We start from the raw sequence: 20,842 nt of genomic DNA on the forward strand, positions 1-20,842 counted from the left end.
CTTATCGCGGTTGAAGGTTCGCGGCGATCTCGTTCCATAGCGCTTCGGAAGGCGCCGTCAGGAGTTCCCCCTGGCGCAGTCCGGGCGTGTAGGGCGTGCCGTCGATCAGCCGGCTGACCGCCCCGGCCTCGGAACACATCAGGACGCCGGCGGCGTGATCCCACGGCATCAGCCGGGAATAGGCGGCGAAGTGAAAGCGCCCTTCCAGCAGACGCAGATAACTATGGGCCGCGCTGCCCAGGAAATGAAGACGCCGCACCCGCCCCTTCAACGCCCTGCCCCGCCGACCATACGCGGTCCCATGGAGGTCGTTCAGGTCACCGGGATCCGGATCGATCCGCACCGGGATCGCGTCCAGCGTGGCGCCGCCGCCACGCTCGGCGACGGCCAGTCGCCCGGTCACCGGGTCGAGGATCCAACCGGCCACTGTCTCCCCCCGGTGGACCAGGGCCACGATCAGGGCAAAGGTGGCGTCCCCCCGGGCGAAGTTCCCAGTCCCGTCAACCGGATCGACCACCCAGACCGGCGCCTCACCGTTGATGCGGTCGAGAATACCGGGATCGGCGAAAACCCCCTCCTCGCCGACCATGACAGAGCCGGGCAACAGGTCCGGCAGTCGGCGTCCCAGGGCGCGCTCCGCCTCGAGATCGGCCAGGGTCACGAGGTCCTGGGAAGACGTCTTGGCGCGGATATCGGCGTCCGACAGGTTGCGGAACCGGGGCAGGACCTCGGCGGTGGCCACCTCCCGCATGATGTCCGCCACGGCGCTGATGGAAACGGAGCAACTCATCCCTGATACAGATCCCGGTCGCGATGATAGGTCTCGCGCAGATTGGCGAGGCGTTGCGCCGCGTCCGGATCATACTCGGCCTGTTGCATCAACAGGCGGACGGCGAAGGCACTGAAGGTGACCGCCTCCCCCTTGCCCCGCAGGTCTCCGGTGGCGGCGATCTCGTCGAGATACTCGTGAATCAGGCCGCGCGCCATCACATTAAGTTGGCGCTTGACCAGATGGTTCTTGCCGCGCCAGCGGCGTTGCGATTCGGTGGTGGCCATGGATGTCCCCGCGCGATCCTGGGTCCGCCAGTCTACTAGTAGACTGGTCCGCGCGACAAGGGTCACGGAACCCAGGCACCGGACGGCGCCGCATTGGTCTGCCCGGGCTCGACCGGATCAAGACCAAGGCGGCGCCGCAGCCGATCCGCGTCCGGTGGATCCAGGCGGACCCGCAGATGGACCCGGGCGTCGTTGTCATGGCGCGACAGCACCTCGCCGCGATTGTGGACCCAGGCGAAGGTGGCGCCGTCGGCCACGTCCACGTCGATCTCCATTTCAACGCGGCCGGCCGCAAGAGCATGGTCGATAGCGCCCAGAAGATCGTCGACCCCCTCCCCCGTCACCGCCGAGATGGCAATCTGCCGCTGGTCGCTGCGGATTGAGGCGGCTAGGTCCGCCCTACCCTCCCCGTCCAGGAGGTCCGTCTTGTTCAGGGCTTCGACGAGCCCGGCATCCACCGCCGTTCCGACGCCCAACTCCCGCAGCACCGCCTCGACATCGGCCTTTTGGGCATCATGGTCGGGCGACGAGACATCGCGCACATGCACGATGATATCCGCCTCCATCACCTCTTCCAGCGTGGCCCGGAACGCGGCCACAAGCTCATGCGGCAGATCGGAGACGAAGCCCACCGTGTCGGACACGATCACCGGCCGCCCGGACGGCAGCGTCAGACCGCGCATGGTCGGGTCCAGCGTGGCGAACAGCATGTCCTGAGACAGTACGTCCGCCCGGGTCAGTCTATTGAAGAGGGTGGACTTGCCAGCGTTGGTGTACCCCACCAGGGCGACGATGGGATAGGGTACGCGCCGCCGCGCCGCGCGGTGCAACTCACGGGTCCGGGCCACCTCGTCGAGTTGCTTGCGCAGATGAACGATCCGCTCGCCGATCAGACGGCGGTCAATCTCGATCTGAGACTCACCGGGGCCGCCGATGAATCCCAGCCCGCCGCGCTGCCGCTCCAAGTGGGTCCAGCTCCGCACCAGACGGCTGCGCTGGTAGGACAGGTGCGCCAATTCGACCTGAAGCTGGCCCTCGCGCGTCCGTGCGCGTTCGCCGAAGATCTCCAGGATCAAGCCGGTTCGGTCGATCACCTTGCAGGACCAGGCACGCTCCAGGTTGCGTTGCTGGATCGGCGATAGGTGGTTGTCGATGATGACAACCTCCAGGTTTTCGTCCCGAATCAGGGCACCGAGCCGTTCCACCGCGCCGCCGCCCAGAAGCGTGCTCGGGCGCGGCTTGGTCACCGGCACGATTTCAGCCACGACAATGTCGAGATGAATCGCGGCCGCCAGCCCAACCGCTTCTTCCAACCGCGTGGACGGGTGGCGCGTCTGGCTTGGTGTCGCCGCGCCTCGCACATCGGGATGAACCACAAGGGTCCGGGTCGGTGCCGGCGGCCCTTCGTATTCGAACGGTTTGTTGCCCACGGATCAGGCCTCGGTCCCATCCTCGGGCTTGGAGTCGAAGAGCTGGATCTGGGTGCTGGGCATGATGGTCGAAACTGCATGTTTATAAACAAGCTGCGTATGACCATCCCTGCGCAAGAGCAGGGAGAAGTTGTCAAACCAAGTAACAATGCCCTGGAGCTTGACTCCATTGACCAGAAAGACCGTCACAGGCGTCTTGCTTTTCCGAATGTGATTCAGAAAAACGTCCTGAACGTTCTGGGGTTTTTCCTGCGGCATGCCGAGCCTCCTCTTTATTGTGTTATTTGTCTTTGGGTTCTTGTTCTGAGGTTCTGCGTTGCGCGTTTACCATTTCACGGCGCCTCCAGATCCACCCGGTTCCGGACGGGCGAATCAGGAAGCCATGGCTCGCAGATCGTCCACCACGTCCAACAGGTGGTCGCCCCTGGAAAGATGCACAAGGGGCTGATCGGGGCCGAACTCGTCCGCTGTCGGAGCCCAGGGCCGCAACAGGATCGGTGTCAGCCCGCAGGCATGGGCGCAGGCCATGTCCGTCGGCGAATCGCCGACCAGCCAGACGTCCGCACCGGGTCGGACAGCGCCGGGTGCCGAGCCGAGCGCAAGTTCGACCGCTTCGATGGCCGGCTTGTCGCGGGCGGCGTCCCCTGCCCCGACCTGCGCGAAAAACAGAGACTCCCACCCCAGGGCCTGAACCTCCCGGCGCAGCAGACTTCCGGTCTTGTTACTGACCAGCCCCATCGGAATGCCGCGCGTCGCCAGCCCCCGCAGCATCGGCTCAGCGCCGTCGAGAACCGTCAGCATGTCCAGGTGGACCGCCCGGAACGCCGCCAGGAAAACATCGCGAGCTTCCTCCCAGCGATCCCCAAACATCTCGGGAAAGGTATCGCGCATGGACCGGCCGATGCGGTGCTTGGTTTCCTCCAGGGTCCACAGCGGATGGCCCATATGCGCCATGCATTCGTTCACCACCCGGTGGATGCAGGGCCAGGAATCAATCAGCGTGTTGTCCCAGTCGAACAGGATGGCGCGCGGCGCAGGTAGGCGAGACACGGCCGAATCGTCCTGTGCGGGCGTGGGACTGGATGCGGTTCCGTTCATGATCCGATCCAATCCTCGGCGCCGGCCCTCGCAATGTGGGCCTCGTACAGATCCCACAATTGGCGGGTGATGCTGCCCGGCGCGCCGTTGGCGATGGAGGCGTCGTCGATGCGCACCACCGGCAGCGCGGCCGCCGTCGTGCTGGAAATAAAGGCCTCGCGCGCCGCCTTGGCTTCCTCCACCGTAAAGGGCCGCTGCTCCACCGTCAGTCCGGCCTGTGCGGCCAACGTGAGAACGGAATCGCGCGTGATGCCCGCCAGAATGTCGTGATTGAGTGGGCGCGTGACCAGGGTCCCGTCCTTGGTGACGATCCACGCGTTGGTCGAGGTTCCCTCGGTCACGAAGCCGTCGCGGTCCACCTGCCAGGCCTCGTAGGCACCGGCGTCCTTGGCCTGCTGCTTGGCCATGACGTTCGGCAACAACGACACCGACTTGATGTCGCGCCGCGCCCAGCGCTGATCCGGCACGGTGACGACGCCGATGCCGTTTTCCACCATGGCCGACGTTGGCCGAACCCCGGACCGGGCGGTCATCACCAGCGTGGGTGCGACGGTTGCGGGCGGAAAGGGATGATCGCGGCGGTACGTCCCGCGCGTGACCTGAAGATAAAGGATGCCGATGCGCACGGCGTTGCGCCGCACCACCTCGCGCATAACCAACCGCATGGCGCGGGGCGGCATCGGCATGGTCATGCGCAGTTCCCGGAGAGACCGTTCAAGCCGGGTCATGTGTCCGCCGAGATCAATGGGGCGTCCCCCCTCAATGGCGATCACCTCGTAGACCCCGTCCGCGAACTGCAGACCGCGATCCTCGACATGTACCCCGGCCTCGGCGTGGGGCAGGTATCGGCCATTGACGTAAGCGACGCGGGACATGAAGCCTCCGGGGTTCCGATGGACGGGACGGATGATCGGGATCTAGACCAGATCGGGCCGCGATGAAATGCCGAGATGACAGGTCTGCCCTGCGGTCGGGGCCTAGGGCGCGTTGCGGGCGTTTGGAGTCATCCAACGCGCCCTAGCTTTTTTGATGTCTGAGCAAATCGTCGTCGCGATCCGTTCCGGATCGTTCGGGATTTGCCCTAGAAAAACTCCAGCCGGACGGAGAACATCTTCTCGACCTTCTTGATGGCGCCGGACGCCGCGAACAGCACCACCCGGTCCCCCGCCTTCAGCACGGTCGAGCCCCGGGGGCTGATGACCTCCTTATCCCCCCGCACCACGGCGCCAAGGATGACGCCGGCCGGCAGGCGCACCTCGCGCAGCGGCCGACCGACCAGTCCGGACGTTTCCAGCGCGTCGGCCTCGATGAGTTCGCCGAACCCCTCGTGCAGCGAGTGAACACTGTGAATGCGGCCTCGCCGGACATGCTGAAGGATGGTCGAGACCGTCATGCTGCGCGGGTTGACCACCACATCGATGCCCAGGGTCGAGACCAGCGGATTGTAGGCCGTCTTGTTGATCAGCGTAATGGCGCGCTGGCAGCCGTGTCGCTTGGCCAGCAACGAGGCCAGAATGTTGTTTTCGTCGTCATTGGTGACCGCGACCACGGTTTCCGTCTGGCCGACGTTGGCCTCTTCCAGGATTTCCTGATCGAGCACATCCCCGTTGATGACGATGGAGCGGGACAGCGTCTTGGCCACGACCTCGGCGCGGGCGCGGTCTTGCTCGACGACCTTGACCGAAACATGGGGGAACTCGCGTTCCAGGTACTGCGCCAGGAACAGCCCGATATTGCCGCCCCCCAACACCAGAATCCGGCGGGCTTCCGGTTCCTCGTGGCCGAACGCCGCCAGGGCCCGCGCCTGATGCTCGGTCGCGCAGACAAAATAGACATCGTCGCCGGGCATCATCTGGTCATCCGGGCTCGGCACCATCGGCCGGTCCTGACGCACGATGCCGACGATGACGATGGACAGGTCCGGAAACAGCACGGACAACTGCCGCAACGGCGTGAAGACGACTGGCGTGTCCTCGTTGCAGCGCACCCCCAGCAGGCGAACGGTGTTGTTGGCCAGCGGGATCAACTCCGTCGCACCAGGCACCCTCAGGCGGCGGATCACGGCCTTCGCCACCTCGATTTCCGGCGAGATGGTGACGTCGATGGGCATGTTCTCGCGGCTGAACAGATTGGCCCATTCGTCCTGGAGGTAATCCTGCGCCCGCACTCGCGCGATCTTGGTCGGCACGTGAAACAGCGAGTGCGCCACCTGACAGGCGATCATGTTGACTTCGTCGGCGTGGGTGACCGCGATCAGCATTTCGGCATCGGCCGCCCCGGCCGCATCCAGGACACTCGGGTAGGAGGCGTGGCCGACCACGGCCTTCACATCCAAACTGTCCGAGATCTTTCGGATCAGGTCCGGGCGCTGGTCAATGACGGTGACGTCGTTGCCTTCGGAAGCCAGGTAGCGGGCGATACTGAACCCGACCTGACCGGCGCCGCAGACGATGACCTTCATGGCGATCAGACCTTCGTGCCGGAAACAGGCGCGTGCGGGTCACACGGCATAACGGGCGGGCTCAGGAGGCCGAACCGCGCGCGGCGGCGACCGCCTCGGCATCGGCCGCCGGACCTCCCCCCGCCTGGTGCGCGTTGGCCGTTCCCGCGCCGCCACCGCCAGCCACGCCCAGACTCTTCAGCTTGCGATGCAAGGCCGAGCGTTCCATGCCGACGAACTCGGCGGTGCGCGAGACATTACCGCCAAACCGCGTCACCTGCGCCAGGAGATAGTCCCGCTCGAAGATCTCCCGCGCCTCCCGCAACGGCAGGGTCATGATCTCCGAGGACTTCTCCAGCCGCAGGGTGTCCGGCGTCAACGCACTGATTTCGTTCGGTAGCATGTCGGCCCGGATCAGATCCCGGGCATCGCCGGGTGCCATGATCAACAGCCAGTCGATGACGTTGCGCAACTGGCGGACGTTGCCCGGCCAATCATAGGACTGCAACGCGGCCACGGCGTCCTCGCCCAGGGGACGCGGCGGAATCCCGGCCGACCGCGCGGCGGTATCCATGAAGAACCGCGCCAACCCCGGAATGTCGCCGCGGCGCTCGACCAGAGCCGGTACCTTCAGGGGCACCACCGCCAGCCGATAGTACAGATCCTCGCGGAACAGTCCGCGCCGGATCTCCTCCTGGATGTCGCGATGGCTGGTGGCGATCACCCGCACGTCCACCGAAATCCGTCGGGTGCCGCCGACATGCTCGAACGTCTGCTCCTGCAACACGCGCACGAGCTTGCCCTGTGTCTCCAGCGGCATGTCCGCCACCTCGTCGAGCAGCAGGGTGCCGCCGTTGGCCTGTTCGAACATGCCCACCTTGCGGGGTCCGTCCGATCCGTCCGGACCGGTCTCGGTCCCGAACAGTTCCGGTTCCATACGATCCGGATGCATGGCCGCGCAGTTGACCACGACGAACGGCTGATCGGCCCGTCGGCTGTGGGCATGAATCATGCGCGCCGCCACTTCCTTGCCGGTGCCGGGAGGCCCGCTGATCAGGACCCGCGACCCGGTCGGAGCCACTTTGGAAATGGCCGCGCGAAGCTGGACAATGGACGGGCTTTCACCGATCAATTCGGTCTGCGCGCCCGCGCGGATCCGCAGTTCCGCGTTTTCCTGACGCAGCCGGAATGCCTCAATGGCGCGCTCGACCATCAAGAGCAGGCGGTCGGTCTTGAAGGGCTTCTCAATGAAGTCGTAAGCACCCTTCTTGATCGCGGCAACGGCGGTTTCGATGGTGCCATGACCGCTGATCATCAGGACAGGCATATGCGGATGATCGCGCAGGATCTGTTCAAGCAACTCCAGCCCGTCGAGGCGGCTGCCCTCCAGCCAGATGTCCAGGATCATCAGGCTTGGCCGTCGTTCGGCGATGGCCCGCAGAGCGTTGTCACTGTCCGTGGCTCCACGGCACGCATAACCCTCGTCCTCCAGGATACCGGAGACGGCCATGCGGATGTCGCTTTCGTCGTCAACAATCAGAATATCGTGCGCCATGGTCACCTTGACAGGGCGACAGCGCCCGGATCCCTGTTCTTGGTCATTGGATGAACGGTCATGGTCCTCGTCATGATTTCTGGGTGGCTCCTGGGATTGCCGCGCCCTGTTGCGCCCGTTCCATCAACGGGCCTCCGATCCATCCGGTCGCACATCCGGGCGGTCTGTGTCCTGTTCCTCCCCGCCACCAGGAGGCGGCTGACGCGGAAACAACAGGTCCACCCTGGCACCACCGCCCGGCCTGTCCCCCAGTCTTACCTCGCCGCGATGATCCTCCAGGATCTTCCGGACGATCGCTAACCCAAGACCGGTTCCCTTGCTCCGGGTGGTCACGTAAGGCTCGGTGAGGCGCGAACGGTCGCCGTCAGGCAGTCCTTTGCCATTGTCCTCAATCACGATCACCACTGAGTCGGCGCGATCCTCCAGCCGGGCGATGATACTTCCAGGTTGAGAGTCCGCCTGATCCTTTTCTTTTTCCAACCGCCCGTCAATCCCCTCGACGGCGTTCTTGAGCAGGTTCGTCAGGGCCTGGGACACCTGTCGGGCATCGCAGGCCAGACGCACGGGATGATCCGGCACGTCGGTGGCAAACGTGATGTGCGGATAGGCGGTTCGCTGAAGGACGACCGCTTGGCCGACGATCTGGTTGAGGTTTTCCATCTTCATGGTGGGCGCGGGCATGCGCGCGAAGGCCGAGAATTCGTCCACCATCTGGCCGATATCCCCAACATGACGCACGATGGTGTCCGTGCATTGCACGAACGTCTCCCGGTCCTCTGTCAACTGGCGCAGGTAGCGGCGCTTGAGGCGCTCGGCAGACAGCTGGATCGGGGTCAGCGGATTCTTGATCTCGTGCGCGATCCGCCGCGCCACGTCGGCCCAGGCGGCCGTGCGCTGTGCCTGCTGCAATTCCGTAATGTCGTCAAACGTCAGGACATACCCGAGAACATGCCCTTCGGCGTCCCGTTCGGCGCCGAGACGGACCAGAAGCGTCAGTGACCGACCCGCCCGGTCATAATGAAGTTCGGTCTGCGCTGCTTTGTCGGGCCGCACCGCGATTTGCTCCATCAATCCCGTCAAACCGGGGAACAAATGGGCGACCGGTCGGCCAACCCAGTCGTCCATGCCTTCTCCGAGAAGATCACTGGCGGAGCGGTTTCCCAACTCGATCAGCCCATCGCGGTCAAGCGCGACCACACCGGCGGAAACGCCCGCCAGGACCGTTTCGGTGAACCGGCTGCGTTCGTCCAACTCCTGGTTGGCATCCATCAGGCTCTGCTGCTGTGTCTCGATTTGCGCGGTCATGCGGTTGAAGGCACGTGACAGCACCGCCACTTCGTCGTTCGTCGCGACTTCCCGGACACGGACACGCAGATTGCCCTGCCGCACCCGATCCGCGGCATCAATCAGGCTCATAATGGGCTGGGCAAGGCGCGTAGCCATGGTCAAACCCACGGCGATGGCCGCGAGCAGCAACAGCACCGAGACCATGACGAAGATCATGGAAAGGGTCAGCTCGTACCCGCTGCGCCGTCCCTCTAGCTCCTTGTATTGATCCACCGCCTGTTCGGTGCTTTCCACCGCACCCAGAACCCGGGGGTCGACGAACCGTCCGACGTAAAGGTAAAGTCGGGAGAGCGTTTCCAGACGCACCAGCCCACGCACGCGGTCGTCGTTTTCGCCTGTCAGAAGCGCCACGTTTCCGCTGTCCGCCCGTTCCATGGCCCAGAACGGCACCTGCTCGAACTGAAGGGAAAACGTGTAACCCGCCCGGGCAATGACCTTGCCGTCACCGGCGAACACCACCGCCTCGGTCAGGTTGCGCACGGCGGACTGGGCGTTCAGAAACCGGTTGAGGTGCTCGGGGTCCCGACTGATTTCCAGCCAGTTCCGATTCAGGTCGTTGGCCATCGCCATGACATCGCCGGCGATGGCCTGTTGATGTTCGTTGAGATAGGCCTGCGCGACCTGAAGCGATTCGTCAAGCGCGGTCGAGACCCGGCTGGAAAACCAGCCCTGCACGCCGACCTGAAACACCAGGATCGAAAACACGGAAGTGAGGATCGCGGGGGTGACCGCGACGCCCCCGAACAACACGACCAGCCGGACATGCAGCCGCGAGCCCGCGCCACCGCTGCGCCGCGCCGACCAGACCTTGACGAGCCGTCGCGCCACCAACAGGCCCAGTGCCAGCATGATGACGAGATTGACGTTCAGGAGACCCAGCATGATCGCCGGGTCCTTGACCGTCGGACCTAGACCGGTCAGGACCGCCGTGGTCGCGCCGACCGAAACGACTGCCGCGACGGCCAGCACCCAGGTGAGCGCGCGCATGATGCGCACCCGTCGTGCCCACACCGCCAGACGCAGGACGCGCCGCTTCGCCGAACCACGACCGCCAGACCCCGTCCCTAACCCGTCGGGTTCATCCGGGATGCCGTCAGCCGTCATCCCACACCCCGGATCACCTGAATGTCCAGATCACGGATCTTCTTGCGCAGGGTGTTGCGATTAACTCCTAGAAGTTGAGAGGCCTTTATTTGATTTCCTTTGGTGGCCTCCAGGGACAGTTGGATCAACGGCCGCTCGACTTCCCGCAACACCCTGTCATGAAGACCGGCGGGCGGCAGCGTTTCGTCATGCGCCGCGAAATAGTCCCGAAGGTGTCGCTCCACGAGGCTGCCAAGCCCCTCGCCCGCACTGCCCGACGCCTCGGATTTCGGGGGCACCGCCGCGAGTTCCGCCTCGATGACCTCCAGACCGATGGATTCCTGAGAGTACAGCGCCGCCAGCCGGCGCACCAGATTCTCCAGTTCGCGGACATTGCCCGGCCAGCGATGCCGCTTCAATCGATCCATGGCCTGCGCGTCAACGATCTTGGCGGGAAGCCCCTCCTCCGCGACCTGGGCCTGGAAGTGCCGCACCAGTTCCGGGATGTCCTCCGACCGCTCGCGCAGGGACGGCAGGCGGATCGGCACCACGTTCAGGCGATAGAACAGATCCTCGCGGAACAGCCCCTGCCGGATCTGCTGGGTCAGGTCGCGGTGGGTGGCGGCGATGATGCGGACGTTGGCGCGAATGGCGAACCGCCCGCCCACCGTGGTGTATTCATTCTCCTGCAGGACCCGCAGCAGGCGGGTCTGGGCCTCCGGCGGCATGTCGCCGATCTCGTCGAGGAACAACGTACCACCGTCGGCCTGCTCGAAGCGGCCGACGCCACGCGCGGTGGCTCCCGTAAACGCGCCCTTCTCGTGGCCGAACAGTTCAGACTCGATTAGTTCGCGCGGAATGGCGGCCATGTTGACGGCCACGAACGGCCCAGTGCGCCGCTTGCCGTAGTCGTGCAGCGCCCGGGCGACCAGTTCCTTTCCGGTGCCGGACTCTCCCGTGATCATCACCGTCAGGTCGGTGTTCATCAGGCGGGCGAGCGTCCGGTAGATCTCCTGCATCGCGGCCGAGCGGCCGATCAGCGGCAGGCCCTCTTCCTCGGGCTCTTCCCGCGCTGTCCCGGCGGCCGCGTGTTTCGGGGCCGACAGGGCGCGACGGACGACATTGACCAGTTCGGACAGGTCAAAGGGCTTCGGCAAATACTCGAACGCGCCCCGTTCCGTGGCCTTGACCGCCGTCAGAAGAGTGTTCTGGGCGCTCATGACGACAATGCGCAGATCGGGACGGATCTTCTTAATGCGCGGAATCAGGTCGAGGCCGTTTTCATCCGGCATGACCACATCGGTGATCACCAGATCGCCGGCGCCGTCGGACACCCAGTTCCACAGCGTCGAGGCCGTTCCGGTCGTACGCACCTCGTATCCAGCGCGCCCAAGCGCCTGGCTGAGAACGGTTCGGATCGCCCTGTCATCATCAGCGATCAGAATGGTACGCCCGGTTCCGATGGCCGAATCCATCACCGGCGCCATGGCCTCCCCTGCGGTATCGGTGGCTATTCCGGTCATGTTGTCTCCTCCGTGGCGCCCACGCGAGCGCGCGGGTACCGCGCGGTCGGGGCCATGGGCAGCACCACGCGGAACACCGTCCGGCGCGGTTGCGTGTCAAACTCCACGATGCCCCCGTGATCGGTCACGATCTTGGCCACCAGGGGCAGGCCCAGGCCGCTGCCCGACGGCTTGTTGGTCACGAAGGGCTCGAACAGGTGGCCCCTGATGTCCTCGGGGATACCCGGGCCGTTGTCCCGCACCGTGACGACGAGCGGCAGATCCATCCGATCAAGAGACCCCGGCGCGGCCAGACGCAGTCCGTGCTGATACGCCGTGGACAGCACGATCTCCCCGCCGTCCGCCGGAACCACCTCCGCCGCGTTCTTAACCAGATTCAGGAACACCTGAACCAATTGATCGCGGTTGCCGAGCACAGGCGGCAAGGACGGGTCGTAGCTTTCGACGAACCGGATCCCCTTTGCGAAGCCGTTCTCCGCCACCCGACGCACATGCTCCAGCACCTGATGGATGTTGACCGGCTCCCGGCTCAGCGCGCCGCCGTCGGAGAACACATCCATCCGATCCACCAGCGACACGATGCGGTCGGTCTCGTCACGGATCAACTGTGTCAGAACGCGATCGGACTCGGCCACGCTCTGGTCGAGCAGTTGGGCGGCACCGCGAATCCCGGACAGCGGGTTCTTGACCTCGTGCGCCAACAGGCGGGCCATGGCCGACACCGAGCGGGCGGCCCCCCGGCTGAGCATCTGCTGGCCGATCCGCAGCGCCTTGGAGTGCTCCTGGAACTGAACCACGACCCACCCCGGCAACTCCACATGGGGCGAGACCTGAATGGTCATGACCCGGGCGCCGGTGCGCGGGGTATCAAGCTCCACCTCGTACTCCGACACCGCGCTGCTGTCGCGCCGCGCCTGATGGATCAGCGAGAACGTCTGACTGTCCCGCGCGATCAGATCGTCGAGGGAGACGCCCTTCAGGTGCCCTATGCTGCTGTCGAAAAGCTGCTCGCCAGCGGCGTTGATAAAGACGATCCGGTCTTCCTGGTCCAGGACCAGCACCGCCGACGCGATGGCATTGAGAACCGACAGCGCATCCAGCGGCGCGGCCTGGGCATCCGGGCCACCGCCGTCAATGATCTTCAACGACCGGCTCATGCCGCCTCCCGGGTCGGGACCGGAGAGCGGGTGTCGGCCGATTGGGCCTCGGTCCAGAAGGTGTTCAGAAGGACACGCGCCCGCTCAGGGTCGTCCTCCCGGTTGAAGGCGCTCCGCAACGCGGCGGCGCCACACAGACCGTGGGCGGCCCAGGCCATGTGCTTGCGCGCCAGCCGAAGCCCCCGGTAGGCACCGTAATGCGAGACCAGGGCATCGAAGTGATCAAGCGCCAGATCGCGTCGCTCGGCAAGGCCGGGCTCGCGCACGGGCGCGCCGGTCTCCAGCGCCTGTCCGATCAGGCCTGGCAGCCACGGTCGGCCCTGGGCCGCGCGTCCGATCATCACGCCGTCGGCGCCCGACACGGACAGCAGCGCGCGGGCATCCTCGACGGACGCCACATCGCCGTTACCGATGACGGGAATGGAAACCGCCGCCTTGACCTCGCCGATGAACGGCCAGTCGGCCCGACCGCCATACATCTGGTCGCGCGTGCGCCCATGGACGGTAATCAGTTGCACGCCGAGATCCTCGGCGATGCGGGCCAGACGCGGCGCGTTGCGGTGAGACGCGTCCCAGCCCGCGCGCATCTTCAGCGTGAGCGGCACGCGCGCGGCCTTCACCACGGCCGCGATGATGGCCGCCGCGCGCCGCTCGTCACGCATCAGCGCCGACCCCGCCGGCCCCTTGACCACCTTTTTCACCGGGCAGCCCATGTTGATGTCGATGATGTCCGCGCCACGGTCCACGCAGATCCGCGCCGCCTCCGCCATGGTGGCCGGGTCGCCGCCCGCGAGTTGGACCGCCGTCGGCGCCCCGATGTCGTCGGGATCGCCCATGCGCAGGGTCTCGTCGTGCCGCGTGGCAACCCGGCCGCTGGCGATCATTTCCGAGAACGCCAGAGCGCAGCCGAACCGGCGAGCAAGCCGTCGGAACGACGCGTCGGTGATTCCGGACATGGGCGCCAGGACCACACGCGAATCCAGGCGAACGGAGCCGATGAGCAGGGACATGGGGCCGGGCGGTGGACGGGAACGGGACTGCCTCCTCGCGGATCATCGCGAGGGACCAAGGATTGCCCATTATGCACAGCATTTGGGCATTTGGCGAGGAATCATGCGGGGCAAGGCGAAAAAACCGTCACATCGGGGCCTGACCCGCGCTCAGGCCAGCACGAGACCGATGAACTTGATCCCCGGGAAGGCCAGCGTCAGCAGCAGATAGGCCAACAGCAGGGTGCGCGCCGCCACCCGTCCGCGTATGCCGGCCCACCTATGCGCGGCCAGCAGCCCGCCGATGACGGCGAAGGCCAGGAAAGACAGCAGCGTCTTGTGGTCCAATGCCAGAAGCGCGCCGTGGCTCAGGTATTCCAGCGCCAAGCCGCTCACCAGACCCAGCCCCAGGATCCCTTCCGTGACCGCCAGCAGGCCGACCGACACCCGCTCCGATTCGGCCACCGGCGGCAACAGCCGGGTCAGCCGGGTCGGCCGCTTGCGCTTCAGCGCGCGTTCCTGGAGGAACGCCGCCAAGGCCGCCACCGCCGCCACCGTCAGAAGACCGTAGGTGATCACCGACACGAGGATATGGAACACGAGCCAAGCCGGGGGCGCCTGCCCTTCCAACGGCAGCACGGGTCCTGGATCGGCGGCGAAGATCGTGGCCAGCACGCCCAGAATGGCCAGATACGGCATGATGAGCGGCGCCAGCCGCCACGCATGCCGATTGATCATGGTCACCATGAAGAACAGCAAGGCACTGGTGGCGATGGCCACCCACAGAGTCGCCGAAAAGCCGGTATGCCAGCCGGAGGACATCTGCCATGTGACCCAGAATGTCGGCCCCATGGCCGCCAACACGGTCAACCCGGCCTGCCACGCCGGACGGGCCGTGCGCCACAGGGGCAGGATGGCCGCCGGAAGCATCGACAGGACAGCGGCGAGATGGAAGCCGAGTGTGTTTACCATGGCCGGGACTATAGCGCGCGCGCCGGGGCTCCACAACGCGGGGCATGACCATTCCGCCAGCGTTTGCGCGCGGCGAGGATTTTCCCGCCGCGCGGAATCCACTACCCTGCCCCGCTCCGTGTCGGGGTCACGGACCCCTCCAACAGAAAAAGCATGAGGATCGGACAACGATGACAGCGGATTCCGAGGGTAAACGTCAGGGCGGCTTGAAGCGCGTCGCCCTGGTGGTGGCGGCCGGGCGCGGCTATCGGGTCGGCGGGCAGTTGCCCAAGCAGTACCTGACCCTGGGCGGACGGCCCATCCTGCGGCATTGCCTCGCCACCTTCGCCGCCCATCCGGACATCTCCGCGGTGCGCGTCGTCATCCATCCCGACGACCGGCCGCTGTACGAGCAGGCGGCGCGCGGCCTGGACCTGCTGGAGCCCGTGCCGGGCGGTGCCGAGCGTCAGGACTCGGTGCGCCTGGGTCTGGAGAGCCTGGAGGGCCTAGCCCCCGATCAGGTTCTGATTCACGACGCCGCCCGTCCCTTCCTGACCATGGATGTGATTGACCGCGTCATCGCCGCCCTGGACACGCATGCTGGCGCCATCCCCGCCCTGCCCCAGGCCGACACCCTGAAGCGCGCCGACGACGACGGGGGCATCGCCGGCACCGTGGACCGGGCGGGACTATGGCGGGCGCAGACGCCCCAGGGGTTCCGCTTCGGCCCCATCATGCAGGCGCACCGCGCCGCCGCCGGCCAGACCCTGACCGATGACGCCGCCGTGTTGGAGGCCACCGGACAGACGGTGGTTCTGACGCCGGGCGCCGAGGACAACGCCAAGATCACCACGCTCGAAGACCTGCACCGCGCCGAGCGCCGCTTTCAGGGCCCGGGCGAGATCCGGGTCGGTCACGGCTTCGACGTTCACGCCTGCGGTCCCGGCGATCATGTCGTTCTGGGGGGGGTGCGCATTCCCCATACGCAAGGATTGGTGGGGCATTCCGACGCCGATGTCGCCTTGCACGCGCTGGCCGACGCGATCTACGGCGCCATCGCCGCCGGCGACATCGGCCGCCACTTCCCGCCCACCGACGCGCGCTGGAAGGGCGCGCCGTCCGACGTCTTCCTGCGTCACGCTGGCGGTCTGGTGGAGGCCCTGGGCGGACGGATTGTCAATCTCGACCTGACGCTGATCTGCGAACGGCCCAAGATCGGTCCGCACCGTGCCGCCATCGTCGCCCGCGTGGCCGAGATCCTGGGCCTGTCCGGTGGACGCGTCAGCGTCAAGGCCACCACATCGGAACGCTTGGGCTTCACCGGACGCGGCGAGGGGCTGGCGGCCCAGGCGACGGCGACGGTCATGCTGCCGGGATAGGGTCCCCCATTATCCTGGCAAAAGAACCGGGATGTGCTTGGCGTTCTGCGGATTGCAGCCCATTTCGCGGTCCAGATCGGGATCGTCGACCTCTGGCTTCAAATGATGCCGGAGATAGGCCACCACGCCGTCGCGCTTGTCATCCTTGATGAAGGCCCAGGTCATGAACAGGCCGCCCCGCGCGTCCATTGCTGAAACCTCCGGGTGGTCCTTCATCCGCTCAACGGCATCGCCGAGATCGCGGGTGGCGCCGACGTAGACCCAACCCGGACGCACGCCCTTATGATACAGGGCAAACACGCCGCCCCTGCCACCCAGTTTGAGGCGGTCGGGTTTGATGGCAAGGAGTCGGTAGAACTTCAGCGACGGGTCCCGCTGCCAGTACGGATCCTGCGGCTTATTGTTCGTGCCCCCCTCGCCGAACAGGAACGAAAGAAACCCCATTGTCGGCATGTCCCCTGAAACCGTTCGCGATGCGGCGCCACGCGGCTTGTGTTTCGGTTCACGGACCGAATGATAGACATAGACCACATGCCCAGGACCCGCAAATGGTTAAGGCTGGCGCGACCCGATTCCCGCCACGCTGTACGCCATGGCACACGCAAAAGGGAAACCCATGTTCGGTTCACCATCCCGTGACACCATGACCGCCGCCGACGCCATCCGGTTGCTCGGATTGGAACCCCATCCGGCGGAGGGAGGGTTCTTCCGCGAAACCTACCGGGCCGACGAAGACGTGGACGGGAGCGCCCTGCCAGCGCGCTATGAAGGGGCAACGCGCGCATTCTCGACCTCGATCTACTACCTGTTGACGCCGGAGACACTATCGGCGCTGCATCGGCTGGCCAGTGACGAGGTGTTCCATCACTATGCGGGCGATCCGGTCGAGCAATTGCATCTCTATCCGGACGGCACGACGGGGCGGATGCTGATCGGGTCGGACCTGGAGGCGGGCCAGCGTCCCCAGGTCGTCGTCCCGCGAGGCGTCTGGCAAGGCGCGCGGCTGGTGGCGGGCGGACGGTGGGCGTTGATGGGCTGCACCGTGGCGCCGGGCTTCGACTTCGCCGATTATGAGCACGGCGAGCGCGCCGCGCTGATCGCCGGATGGCCCGGCGAGGCGGACATGATCGCCGCCCTGACTCCCTGAACCGGCCCAGGATCAAGGGGATCCCGATGCTGTACTACGATATGCCGCTCTACCGGCCGCCGTCGGAGGGCAACAACCTCATCATTCAGGCCACGCTAGGATGCAGCTTCAACCGCTGCGCCTTCTGTTCCATGTACCGCAGCAAGGTCTACCGGCCGCGCCCACTCGACGATGTCTTCGCCGACATCGACGCCGCCGCTCGCGTCTGGCCGGAGGCGCACCGGATCTTCCTGGCCGACGGTGATGCCATGGTGCTGCCGGCCGATCATCTGCACGCCATCCTCGACCGCCTGCGGGACCGCTTTCCGGCGCTGGCGCGGGTTTCGGCCTACGCCACGCCGGCCAACCTGCTGAAGAAGAGCCCGGAGGACCTGGAGGGGCTGCGCGCGGCAAAGCTCTCCCTGGTCTACCTGGGCGTCGAGTCGGGGTCCCCCGCCGTGCTGCGACGGATCACCAAGGGTGCGTCCGTGGACGGCATGGCCACGGCGCTGGACAAAGCGCGCGCCGCCGGCCTGAAGGTCTCCGCCACGGTGATCCTGGGGCTGGCCGGCGCCGAGGGCTGGGAGGACCACATCACCGCCACGGCCGCGCTCATCAACCGCGCGCCACCGACCTATCTGTCCACGCTTCAACTCTTCCTAGAGCCGGAGCGGCAGCGCCCTTTCGTCGAGCAGATGACGCGCGACGGCACCCCCTTCACGGTCCAGGACGATGCGGCGGTTCTGGCCGAACAACGGCTGTTCCTGGAGCACATGGCGCCGCCGGCGCCGGTGATCTTCCGTTCCAACCACGCCTCCAACGCCCTCGCCCTGGCCGGCACCCTGCCAAAGGACCGCGACCGCCTGCTGGCCCAGGTGGCGGCTGCCCAGACGATGATGGGCGGCCCGGGCTGGCGTCCCCGGCCGATGCGGGCGTTGTGAACGCTTGCATCTACCAAAAAAGATCGGGGAAGATCGGGACGGCCGTCTCAAGGAGTCCCTCACCGTGCCGGTTTTTCAAAGACCAATGCTCAGAGCGTTCATAAAAACCCGCGCTGTTGGCGTGAGTATTTTGGCCTCTATCCTTCTGATCCTTCTGCTTCCTCCCTTGGCCCAGGCCCAGTTGTCCCCGGAGAAGCAGCAGGCTCTTCAGGAGATTATCGACGCGCGGACGGCGGAGGTCGAACAGGCCGCCGAGCCCCCGGCGGGCGCCGGCGCCAGTGTGCCCGACAGTGCGGGGGCACCCGAACAGGAGACTCCGACGACGGCTGCGACGCCACAACCGGCGGCCGCCCCGGCCGTGGACGAGTTGGCCACTGTGCTGGCCGACCCCGCCCTCCGTGAGGCTCTGATCGAGGTCTTACGGGCCACGCAGGGCGAGGCCGCGTCGGCCCCGGACAGCGCATCGAGCCCACAGGCCGAAACGGCCGCCGCGCCGCCTCCCGCCGCACCGATGGGGGGATTGGCCGGCATGGCCGCGGCAACCCTGGCCGCGACATCGGGAAGTGGGGAGGCTTCGGCCGACGCGCAGACCGAGGGGTCCGGTGAGACTGCCGCCGAGTCCAGCAACCCGGACGGGGCAGCGACCGGACCTCTGTCGGTGCCCGGCATCTCGCTTCTCACCAACCTGTTTCACGACTTCTATGACAACGTCATCTGGACCTGGGTCAGCGATATCACCAATCAGGCGCCTCAGGTGCTGGATTGGCTGAGGCTGCAGGTCGATGACGACATGCGCGGCGTTTGGCTGCATCTGGGGTGGCAGATCGCGCTTGTGGTCGCGGCCGGTCTCGCAACATCACTGGTCGCCCGGCTGGTGCTACGCGGTGTGCTCAGGCGCCTCCAGGACAAGGCGGCGGAGTCGCGAGATACAAAACGGCTCATCTTTCTGGTGGTCCGGTTGGCATTGAGCCTGCTGCCGATCATCGTTTTCGCCGTCACCGCCCAGGCCACCATGCCCCTGATCGAGGCGGATCTGCGCACCGAACTGGTCGCCGCTGCCGTCATCACCACCCTGATTCTGTACAGGGCCGTCACGCTGGTTCTTCGCGGCCTTTTCTCGCACAAGGACCCGGCGGTCCGTCTGATCCCGATATCCGACGACGCCGCATGGCTGGTATTCCGAGGCCTCAGGCGAATCGCGCTGACGGTCATTCTCGGATACCTAGCCGTCGAGATCGCCCGCCTGTTCGGAATGCCACCGGGCGGGCGGGCCCTGTTCGCACATATCATCGGCTTCGTGGTCCTGGCGTTCAGCGTTCGTACGGTGTTCACCCTGAGACATGTGGGCAAACGTGCTCTCCGCCGTGCCGCCCAGGCGGGACCGTCCTCCACGGCCTGGATCATGGGACTGTTGAAGGGTCTTGCGGATGTCTGGCACGTCCTGGCCTCGGCCTACGCGATTGGCATCTTCTTCGCCTGGGTCCTCGATTCCGAACGCTGGTTCGCTCTTGCTGGCTGGGCGACGCTGAAAACCGCGCTGGTCTGTGCCCTGACACTGCTGTTGTTCGGCTGGGTGCAGCGTCTGCGCGACCGGGTCGTGATGAGGCTGCACTCCGCCTCCACCCTGGATCGATCGGCTCGCCAGCGCGCGCGCCGCTATATCGGCATTGTGTCCACCGTCCTGCGCACCCTGGTGCTGGTCGTCGCCCTGGTCCTGATTCTGGAATCCTGGCACATGGGCGCCGTCGGCTGGCTGAGCTCCGGTTTCGGGCTGCGACTGCTGACAATGATCTTCAACATCGGCGTGGCGCTGTTGATCTCAATCGCCTTGTGGGAGGGCGTGAACCGGCTGATCCAGCGCTATTTGTCCACCACTGACAGCGCCGGCAATCTGGTCGAGCGCGGACAGCGCGAGCGGACCCTTCTGCCGCTGTTGCGCAACGTTTTGACGGTGTTCCTGGTGGTGGTCGTGGCCCTGATCCTGTTGTCGGAACTGGGCATCGACATCGCTCCGCTGCTGGCCGGCGCCGGCGTGGTGGGTCTGGCCATCGGGTTCGGTTCGCAGAAGCTGGTTCAGGACGTCATCAGCGGTATCTTCAACCTTCTGGAAAACACCATCGCCGTCGGCGATGTGGTCCAGGTCGGCGGCCTGGCCGGTGTCGTTGAGGCCATGTCCATCCGCTCGCTGAGGCTGCGTGACCTTTCGGGCAACCTGCACACCATCCCGTTCAGCAACGTCGATACCGTCACCAACATGACGAAGGACTTCTCGTATTACCTGATGGACGTCGGCGTGGCCTACCGCGAGAACACCGACCATGTCACTCAGGTTCTCAAGGAAGTCGGCGCGGACATGCAAGCCGATCCGGAGTACGGCCCCAACATCCTGGAACCCCTGGAGGTGCTCGGCGTGGACGGATTCGCGGACTCCGCCGTGATCCTCAAGGCACGCATCAAGACCAAGCCGATCATGCAGTGGTGGGTGGGCCGCGAGTTCAACCGACGCATGAAGATGCGGTTCGACGAGCTTGGAATCGAAATCCCATTCCCGCACATGACACTGTATTTTGGGGTCGACAAGGAGGGCAATGCGCCGCCCGCGCATCTGCACGTGGACCGACTGGTCGCCATGAGTCGGGACGCGCGCCCGGCGGCTCACACCGGGCCGGAGCCGACCGCGCCGACGGGTTCGCGCCCTGCTCCACCGTCCATCTCCCTGCCCGATCCCGACGGCGACGGCGACGGGGGCGGGCGCTGAGCCCGTCCC

General features: G+C 65.9%; 18 protein-coding genes. 4 read left to right on the forward strand and 14 right to left on the reverse strand.

Annotation, left to right across the window (positions count from 1 at the left end; all coding sequences use genetic code 11):
* Position 1: 1 nt before the first annotated feature.
* From BLS85_RS01915 to ccsA, 13 genes are all read right to left on the reverse strand, one after another.
* Positions 2-790, reverse strand: a complete 789-nt coding sequence (locus BLS85_RS01915; protein WP_092781247.1) for an inositol monophosphatase family protein — start codon at positions 788-790, stop codon at positions 2-4.
* Positions 787-1,122 (reverse strand): hypothetical protein, encoded by a 336-nt coding sequence (locus BLS85_RS01920; protein ID WP_245699037.1) that lies wholly within the window; start codon positions 1,120-1,122, stop codon positions 787-789. The genes BLS85_RS01915 and BLS85_RS01920 overlap by 4 nt, the downstream gene beginning before the upstream one ends.
* Positions 1,119-2,486: a GTPase HflX gene (hflX, locus tag BLS85_RS01925; protein WP_425438455.1), complete on the reverse strand. Its 1,368-nt coding sequence runs from the start codon at positions 2,484-2,486 to the stop codon at positions 1,119-1,121. Before hflX ends, BLS85_RS01920 begins: the two co-directional genes overlap by 4 nt.
* 3 nt (positions 2,487-2,489) lie before the next feature.
* On the reverse strand, positions 2,490-2,744 hold the full coding sequence (gene hfq / locus BLS85_RS01930) for an RNA chaperone Hfq (RefSeq protein ID WP_092781253.1): 255 nt from the start codon (positions 2,742-2,744) through the stop codon (positions 2,490-2,492).
* Between the two features lie 114 nt (positions 2,745-2,858).
* Complete coding sequence (locus tag BLS85_RS01935) at positions 2,859-3,536, reverse strand: HAD family hydrolase (protein WP_245699038.1); 678 nt, start codon at positions 3,534-3,536, stop codon at positions 2,859-2,861.
* A gap of 44 nt (positions 3,537-3,580) precedes the next feature.
* On the reverse strand, positions 3,581-4,459 hold the full coding sequence (locus BLS85_RS01940) for a D-amino-acid transaminase (protein WP_092781259.1): 879 nt from the start codon (positions 4,457-4,459) through the stop codon (positions 3,581-3,583).
* Between the two features lie 206 nt (positions 4,460-4,665).
* Positions 4,666-6,045, reverse strand: a complete 1,380-nt coding sequence (gene trkA, locus BLS85_RS01945; protein ID WP_092781262.1) for a Trk system potassium transporter TrkA — start codon at positions 6,043-6,045, stop codon at positions 4,666-4,668.
* 61 nt (positions 6,046-6,106) lie between these two features.
* The gene (gene ntrX / locus BLS85_RS01950) at positions 6,107-7,579 is read right to left on the reverse strand and encodes a nitrogen assimilation response regulator NtrX (protein ID WP_092781265.1); all 1,473 of its coding nucleotides are present in this window, start codon (positions 7,577-7,579) and stop codon (positions 6,107-6,109) included.
* A 123-nt stretch (positions 7,580-7,702) separates the two neighbouring features.
* Positions 7,703-9,913 carry a sensor histidine kinase NtrY-like gene (locus tag BLS85_RS01955; RefSeq protein ID WP_245699039.1) on the reverse strand — a complete coding sequence of 737 codons (2,211 nt, stop codon included), beginning with the start codon at positions 9,911-9,913 and terminating at the stop codon, positions 7,703-7,705.
* 113 nt (positions 9,914-10,026) lie between these two features.
* On the reverse strand, positions 10,027-11,484 hold the full coding sequence (ntrC, locus tag BLS85_RS01960) for a nitrogen regulation protein NR(I) (protein WP_092782114.1): 1,458 nt from the start codon (positions 11,482-11,484) through the stop codon (positions 10,027-10,029).
* Positions 11,485-11,528: 44 nt separating this feature from the next.
* The gene (locus tag BLS85_RS01965; RefSeq protein WP_092781271.1) at positions 11,529-12,689 is read right to left on the reverse strand and encodes a two-component system sensor histidine kinase NtrB; all 1,161 of its coding nucleotides are present in this window, start codon (positions 12,687-12,689) and stop codon (positions 11,529-11,531) included.
* Positions 12,686-13,699, reverse strand: a complete 1,014-nt coding sequence (gene dusB / locus BLS85_RS01970; protein ID WP_092781274.1) for a tRNA dihydrouridine synthase DusB — start codon at positions 13,697-13,699, stop codon at positions 12,686-12,688. The genes BLS85_RS01965 and dusB overlap by 4 nt, the downstream gene beginning before the upstream one ends.
* A gap of 150 nt (positions 13,700-13,849) precedes the next feature.
* Positions 13,850-14,650 (reverse strand): cytochrome c biogenesis protein CcsA, encoded by an 801-nt coding sequence (ccsA, locus tag BLS85_RS01975; RefSeq protein ID WP_092781276.1) that lies wholly within the window; start codon positions 14,648-14,650, stop codon positions 13,850-13,852.
* A 170-nt stretch (positions 14,651-14,820) separates the two neighbouring features.
* Here ccsA and BLS85_RS01980 point away from each other — a divergent pair, with 170 nt between their 5' ends.
* Positions 14,821-16,008, forward strand: coding sequence for a bifunctional 2-C-methyl-D-erythritol 4-phosphate cytidylyltransferase/2-C-methyl-D-erythritol 2,4-cyclodiphosphate synthase (locus BLS85_RS01980; RefSeq protein WP_092781279.1), 1,188 nt, complete (start codon positions 14,821-14,823; stop codon positions 16,006-16,008).
* A gap of 9 nt (positions 16,009-16,017) precedes the next feature.
* Here the strand turns inward: BLS85_RS01980 and BLS85_RS01985 are convergent, their stop codons facing one another.
* Positions 16,018-16,539, reverse strand: a complete 522-nt coding sequence (locus BLS85_RS01985) for a hypothetical protein (RefSeq protein ID WP_143027059.1) — start codon at positions 16,537-16,539, stop codon at positions 16,018-16,020.
* A gap of 85 nt (positions 16,540-16,624) precedes the next feature.
* Here BLS85_RS01985 and BLS85_RS01990 point away from each other — a divergent pair, with 85 nt between their 5' ends.
* The 3 genes from BLS85_RS01990 (at position 16,625) to BLS85_RS02000 (ending at position 20,833) form a co-directional block, all read left to right on the forward strand.
* Positions 16,625-17,155: a cupin domain-containing protein gene (locus tag BLS85_RS01990; protein ID WP_245699040.1), complete on the forward strand. Its 531-nt coding sequence runs from the start codon at positions 16,625-16,627 to the stop codon at positions 17,153-17,155.
* Positions 17,156-17,181: 26 nt separating this feature from the next.
* Complete coding sequence (locus BLS85_RS01995) at positions 17,182-18,075, forward strand: B12-binding domain-containing radical SAM protein (RefSeq protein ID WP_092781285.1); 894 nt, start codon at positions 17,182-17,184, stop codon at positions 18,073-18,075.
* Positions 18,076-18,196: 121 nt separating this feature from the next.
* Entirely contained in the window at positions 18,197-20,833 is a 2,637-nt protein-coding gene (locus BLS85_RS02000; protein WP_143027060.1) for a mechanosensitive ion channel domain-containing protein, read from the forward strand.
* Positions 20,834-20,842: the final 9 nt, after the last annotated feature.

The sequence above is a fragment of the Rhodospira trueperi genome, assembly GCF_900101965.1.
In the GTDB taxonomy this organism is placed as follows: Bacteria; Pseudomonadota; Alphaproteobacteria; order Rhodospirillales; family Rhodospirillaceae; genus Rhodospira; species Rhodospira trueperi.